The following is a 6,171-nucleotide window of genomic DNA, read 5'->3' on the forward strand; positions in this document are numbered from 1 at the left end:
AATACTTAATTTCCTGGTTGTATCTTGATGGCGCCTTGTCTTCACAAAAGGCATATGTCAAGTTAGAGCGTTGGAGTTGTTACACAAGGATAGGAGTACATTCGATGAAGAGCGGGAAGTCTTCCAAAGGAAATACAGACAGCCAGGTGCCGGAAGAACAGGCGCGTCGAGAATTTCTAAAGAACGCCGGGCGTTTTGCTGTTGTAACACCTCCATCCATTGCTCTGTTGCTTGGCACGAGCTTAAACTCGCAAGCTATTGCCGCATCGCATGGCGCGCGTCCCGGGAATGGATTCGGCGACACGGGCCACGTCCACTCTGGTCCTCCTGGGCAAAATCCTTAGAATGGTTGCTTTGGTCGTTCTGACCGTTCCTCGTCTCTGCGGTCTATCCTGATCCCGGCATACCGGGCCTGAGTTTCTCGCGGACCTGTTCGGGGAACTGAGAGACCTGCACGGAACCTTTCAATTCGTAGTAGGGCTCACGCGTCACTTCCTCATGGGGCGCGTCCGCCGGCAACGGTCTGCACCTCGCCGATCGCGACCGGCGTCGAGCGAGCCTTGAACGAAGGCAGTCGCATCTCGGCAGGAAGGCCCTCGGCAACATTGTTGATGAGTTGATGTCGACAGGCGACTCTTCGCCGGACGGTCAAGTGTCGTCATCAGGGATGATCTCCATCAAGGTTTCGCCGGCGCGAACCGACGGCTCCTATCGTGTGTACCTTAAAGCCGACAACGCTCCCGGACCGCGGTGCGCGCTCGGTCGGTTGAGCACGTCATCTGCAACGTGCAGCTTTTCGCCAGCTTCGGCGAGGTTGGCGACTTGTCTCGGCAATCGTGACTAGTTGCTGCCGTCGCTCGTCGGCCCGAACGTAGCGCCGGCACCGCGGCAGCCCGTCTGGGATGGAGGGCGCGCCGGACGGCCGGCGTCAGAGGCAGGCGTCCGGCAATCGGCGGGTTCTCCTGGAATATGCTTTCCAGGCGCACATGGGCGCTGCGCGCCGACGCGATACTTTTCCATTGCATGATCTCGTCGGGGCAAGCGCCCGACCATAATGAGTGACGCCGCAAACAGGACGCGCCCCGGAGATTTCCTGGTTAATAACCAGGTACGCACCGACTCCCATTATGGCCGTTTGAATGGCCATGCGCAGAAACTTGGATAACGCAAGAAGAGTGCCGCCGCGCTTGCCCGCGCTGACGGACTAACCGAGCCCTTCCTCGGGGATACCGGTGCACGATGACCGTGACAGCGGGCCTATCCCGAGCCGCCGGCGCTACCGTCGGCCGTTCCCAAAGCGGCCTGACGGCATGCTACGACGGCTCGCTATGGCGCAAGATGTCGACGAGACCGAAGTACGATCGGGTAGGTTGGCGTGGAAAAGGCGGGGCTGTGGGCTCTGGATGCCCGCGCATCTGCCTTCCTGCTGGTTAGGAGAGGGACAGCCCGCCAGGCGGTCAATTGTAGGTTGGCCGACAGACGGGTGCTCCCGCGGCGCAACCGGACGCGTTTGCCTGGAGAGAAGCAAACACCGGTTTCCTGCGGCTATAAGGCTTGCCGCGGCGCATATGCGGAATCGGCGGCTCGCTCGCAGTGACGATAGAGCTGTTCCCGACCCGCTACGCAGATCTGAGCCTTTAGCGATCCGACCGGATCGTAATGCCGCATGGATAAACTCGGAATTACACGAACTTGTCTCAGTGCCGAGGCGTCCGCTGCTTCGAGGATCAGAGTATCCGTTCGATGAGAAGCCATGTCGCGCGACGCCGGCGACCCAGGCGCCGGCAATGACGCAGTCGACACGTTATAGCCCGCGGGCAGTCGCAGGATGAAATCGTGAACGCCGGCGAGCGATGCCCGCTCCATGGGGATAGCCGGATCGGCGAGCGCGATGTTCTCGCGAATGGACCGGTTGAAGAGCATGTTCTCTTCAAAACGACGCCGATCTACATCGACCAGCTTCACAGGCCGGCTCGCTTCGACACACCATAGGCCTGCGCCGCAAGGCTTGGGAAAGATGTCGCTCGATGGCCGAACGAGCCAGTTCCTCTCGACGCCACGGCGTCAGACGGGCATTCTTGTGAATATTGATTTAGTACCCTCCGGTGAGTGCTGAAAGTCTGTAACTCCAGTCTCCTCGGTTCGGTCCGCGTGAACTACGGAAAGCTCACAACTCGAGTCTGTTCCATCCCGATGATATCGGGATGGAACTCCATGAGCGTGATCTTCTCCGAAACCGGGCTCCCCTTTTTGGTACGCTGACCTTCGGTTCGGGATCATGGCTTTGAGGTACTGTGATCCAGTCCCTATTTGCCAGGGCAGCCCCTCGCGGGATATTGGTTCCCCGCGTAGTCCTTCAGGTCACAAAGAACGAGGCTGCGGTGAGCGACAGATGTGGGGAGAGGGTGGCGAACTGCGTTTGAGATGCGCCGCCGGCCCCGTCATCGTCGAAAGAGAGAGCCCCGGTTTCACTGTTGTAGATGATATGATCGGAGCTGTCATGCGCGGCTGCACCTACAAAGAAAGCTTTGAACGGAAGCCCTCCCGACTGAAGCCCGGCAAAAACGGTATCGCTGAGATGGAAAGTGTCCTGGGAGCGCTTGAAGTCGGTGATCTTGTCGACATTGCCGGCTCCAAGAGCCGTATTGAACGAGAAGGCATCGTGGCCTCCGTAACCGGTCAAAACGTCGGCGCCGAGTCCGCCGTTGATGACATTGTTGCCGGCATTGCCCTCGATGGTCTGGGCGAACTCGTTGCCGGTGGTGCTCATCGCCTGCGTGCCGGACGGGTTGTTGGTGGCGAGATGCTCGATCTCCGAGCCGGCCGAAAGCGCATAGCTCACCGAGGCGATCACACTGTCGTTACCGCCGTCCACAGCCTCAACCGCCTTCTCGTTGGCATTATCGACATTGTAAGTGTCGTTGCCGCCATAGCCGATCATCGCGTGGCCGCTGGTTCCATGCAATACATCGGCGCCGCCGGTGCCGTACAAGGTGCCATCGCTGGTGCCGCCGGAAGGAGCGGCAATCCCGGTTCCAGACCCAGTTTCGGTCCCGGTCGAGCCAGTGATTGGCGGGGTGACGTTCGCGCCCGTGACAGTGTCGGTCGAGCTATCCCCTGCGTAGTCCCAGGTGAACTGGTTGTCGACGTGTGCCGCTGGGGTGGCGGTGGGATCCTCGTGCACGTCGGCTACGACCGCCTTTGACGCGTCCCAGATGGTGTTGTTGGGATTGCCAGGGTTGGTGTAGCTCGAGTTCAGGACGCTGACCCCGCCGGAGCTTACATTCCAGATCAGTCCATTCGACGAGGGCAGCCCGCGGCCTTGATCCTCATTGATACCGTCGAACGACCTCGTGTGATCGAAGGTCACATCGCTCGCGTAGGAAGAGAACGCGCCATTGCCCTGATGGATGGCGTCAACGTGATCCACCCTGCCGCCGGTCGATCCGTTCTCGAACATAACGGCCACGCCGGTCTGAGAGTTGTTACCGTCGATCACCCCATTTGAGATCGTCGTATTCGGGCTGCCATATACCGAGACGATGTCCTCCGGATGCGAACTGCCGGCGTCGTTTACGGCATAGAAGTCGGTTAGCGAACTATTGCCCGAGTTGTTGAACTGGACGAACTGACCGCGCGGCATTGGGCCATGGAAGTCGTAGCCATCGACGTGTGAAAGACTCGCGCCGGGCGAGTTCACGAGATAGATGCCAGTCGAGCCTTCCCGCACTGTGGTGTTATGAACGGTCAAGTTCGAGGCGTTTTCTGCGTTGATGTTGTTGATGTTCGGGCTCGTCTCGGGGTCGATTCCCGCCGGCGGGTCGGCGTTGATGACTTCGGTGTTCTCGATCGTGACGCCGTTTGCGCCCGATACCACCACCCCGTCACCTTCGACGTGATGAATAAGACAATTGCGCAGGATGACATTGTCGTGCGTAATCGTGACCGCGTCCCCGTTGGTGACGTAGATGTCAAGATTTTCAATCACCTGGCCATCATACTGCGATTGGATCGGTGTCGTGGTGTAGGTAAGACCCTGCGCCGGCTGCGTCGTTGCCGTCGACGCGGAAACGGTGGAAATGGGAGCTTCGGTCGTCACTCGGCTGCCTCCGTCGTCGCGCGTAAGTTGTTCAACCATTCCGAGTGTGTTCGCAGTATTTCCTTGTAGCGACTCATCGATCTCATGTGTTTCTCCAGTTAAGCAGTAATCTGTATAAGTATCTACAAAGACACTCACGGGCAATAAAACGAAGATCTATCGTCTTAACGAAATTCTGACAATACAACCAGAAATTTCATATGGGATATAATGCTAACGTTCATGACCATAATGCGGCCTTGATAAGGCTATACTGAGACTCTCCCGGGCGATTGGCGTTGCGCTCAAGCTTGCGCCTACGTCGAATTGCAAACGTCGTCTAGTATGTCGGATTACGTGTGAACTTACCCCCGAGGACAGGAGACAAGGTCATGCACGCATGAACGTTACCGACACGGGTCCGGCACAGCTCGAAACAGGTGATCTACGAGGGCTATCCTGAATCGGCTACAACTACCGACCGACCTGCACGCTGCCATCGGCGTGAGCAACTGCAACGGCTTCCCGCACTCGTCACGCGGCGGCGGCAGCTTGCGGCGCAATTCGGTGCGCGCCTTCGCGACATCGCCGAACTGGAGACACCTACCGAGCCTTGCTGGACTCGCAGCAATTGGCAAAGCTACTGTGTGAAATTCCCCCACTGGTTCGACCAGCGGCCCGTCTGCCTCCGGGAGGGCATGCCCTATTGCGATACCGCGGCGATGCGGGAGCACCTCGCCGAGATCAGTCGGAGCGCCGACGACGGCGCGCATGCGGTGCTGATCCTGATCAGGCCGGATCGCAAGTGACGCGGCCGGACAACATCACTCTGATGTTCGTGCCGCGCGCTCACTGGAACTGAACCCAGTCGAAAACCTGCGGCAATTCATGACAAGGGGCTCTCCAACCGTATATTCAAGGACTACGACGAGATCCTCAATCATTGCTGCGCCGCTAGGAACAAGCTCCTTTTCTGCGCATTTCGCAAAAACGGGACAGTCGTTCCGCTAAATCGCGGACAGCAGTTTCACTAAGTCGCGGACAGCTGGATGTGGTCGGCCCTCGGTTGCCTGGTTGAACTCATTTGCGATTGATTTCGCCGTTTTCGGCGTCGGTCAAGAGCGGCGGTGGTTTCTGTTTTCTCATGCTGTCGCCTTCGAGGGTGACGCGATGGGCGTTGTGGACGATCCGGTCGAGAATGGCGTCGGCGATTGTCGGCTCGCCGATCATGGCATGCCACTGGGCGATTGGCAGTTGCGCGGTGATCAGCGTCGATTTCCGGCGATAGCGCTCCTCGAAGATTTCCAGCAGATCGAGACGCTGCTGGTCGGTCAGGCTGTGGGTGCCCCAGTCGTCAAGGATGAGCAGTTGCACCCGAGCCAGCTTGTCGATGAGACGGGGAAAGCGGCCGTCGAGATGCGCCAGGGCGAGATCCTCAAACAGACGTGGCGTGCGCAGGTAGAGCACGGAATGATCGAGCCGGGCGGCCTGACGTCCGAAGGCGCAGGCCAGCCAGGTCTTTCCGGTGCCGGTCTGCCCGCTGATGATGAGGTTTTCATGCGCCTTCAGCCAGGCGCCCTGGGCCAGCGACAGCGTATTGCGCCGGTCGAGCCCGCGATGCGCGGCGAAGTCGATGTTCTCGATGCAGGCGTCGACAAAGCGCAGCCTGGCAACGGCGAGATGGTTGGTCACACGCTTGTCGGCACGCCTGGCGGCTTCACGATCGAGCATCAGGCCAAGCCACTCGTCGCGACTGAGATCGTCGGCGTTGCTCTGGTCGGCCAGGTCCCGATAGGCGGCGGCCATTCCGCCAAGGCCGAGAGCCTGCATCTGGTCGAGGGTTGGATGTGTCAGCATGGTTGGTTTCCTTCCTTCACTGATAATAGGAGCCGCCGCGGATGTTGGTGTGCGATGGCGTGGGCTTGACCGGCTCGGCCGCGGGCGGCACGCGGTCGAGGCCGGATTTGAGGATGGCGTTGACGGAGGAGTAGGTGATCGCATTGATGGCCAGCGCCCGCGCGCAGGCCGCCTCGAGCCGATCCCGCTCGTAGCGACGGGCCAGCGAGAGGATGCCAAACGCGGAGCGGTATCCC

5 protein-coding genes and 2 pseudogenes are annotated in these 6,171 nt (G+C 59.5%); 2 read left to right on the forward strand and 5 right to left on the reverse strand.

Annotation, left to right across the window (positions count from 1 at the left end; translation table 11 throughout):
- The first annotated feature begins 104 nt into the window (after positions 1–104).
- The gene (locus NKH59_RS27450; protein ID WP_352542497.1) at positions 105–344 is read left to right on the forward strand and encodes a hypothetical protein; all 240 of its coding nucleotides are present in this window, start codon (positions 105–107) and stop codon (positions 342–344) included.
- 1,201 nt (positions 345–1,545) lie between these two features.
- On the opposite strand, the gene NKH59_RS27455 is transcribed toward NKH59_RS27450, so the two are convergent.
- The 3 genes and pseudogenes from NKH59_RS27455 to NKH59_RS27460 form a co-directional block, all read right to left on the reverse strand.
- Positions 1,546–1,965: a hypothetical protein gene (locus NKH59_RS27455; protein ID WP_352922122.1), complete on the reverse strand. Its 420-nt coding sequence runs from the start codon at positions 1,963–1,965 to the stop codon at positions 1,546–1,548.
- Positions 1,966–1,973: 8 nt separating this feature from the next.
- Positions 1,974–2,092 (reverse strand): annotated as a pseudogene (locus NKH59_RS33585) (IS481 family transposase); the annotation flags it as partial.
- Positions 2,093–2,356: 264 nt separating this feature from the next.
- The gene (locus NKH59_RS27460; protein WP_352998055.1) at positions 2,357–4,099 is read right to left on the reverse strand and encodes a calcium-binding protein; all 1,743 of its coding nucleotides are present in this window, start codon (positions 4,097–4,099) and stop codon (positions 2,357–2,359) included.
- 419 nt (positions 4,100–4,518) lie between these two features.
- Between NKH59_RS27460 and NKH59_RS27465 the strand changes: the two genes are divergently transcribed.
- Positions 4,519–4,887, forward strand: a complete 369-nt coding sequence (locus tag NKH59_RS27465; protein ID WP_352818819.1) for a hypothetical protein — start codon at positions 4,519–4,521, stop codon at positions 4,885–4,887.
- 271 nt (positions 4,888–5,158) lie between these two features.
- Here the strand turns inward: NKH59_RS27465 and istB are convergent, their stop codons facing one another.
- Positions 5,159–5,935, reverse strand: a complete 777-nt coding sequence (gene istB, locus NKH59_RS27470) for an IS21-like element helper ATPase IstB (protein ID WP_353023630.1) — start codon at positions 5,933–5,935, stop codon at positions 5,159–5,161.
- 16 nt (positions 5,936–5,951) lie between these two features.
- Positions 5,952–6,171, reverse strand: a pseudogene (locus NKH59_RS27475) (IS21 family transposase); the annotation flags it as partial.

The sequence above is a fragment of the Mesorhizobium sp. M0998 genome (assembly GCF_040318885.1).
Taxonomy (GTDB): Bacteria; Pseudomonadota; Alphaproteobacteria; order Rhizobiales; family Rhizobiaceae; genus Mesorhizobium.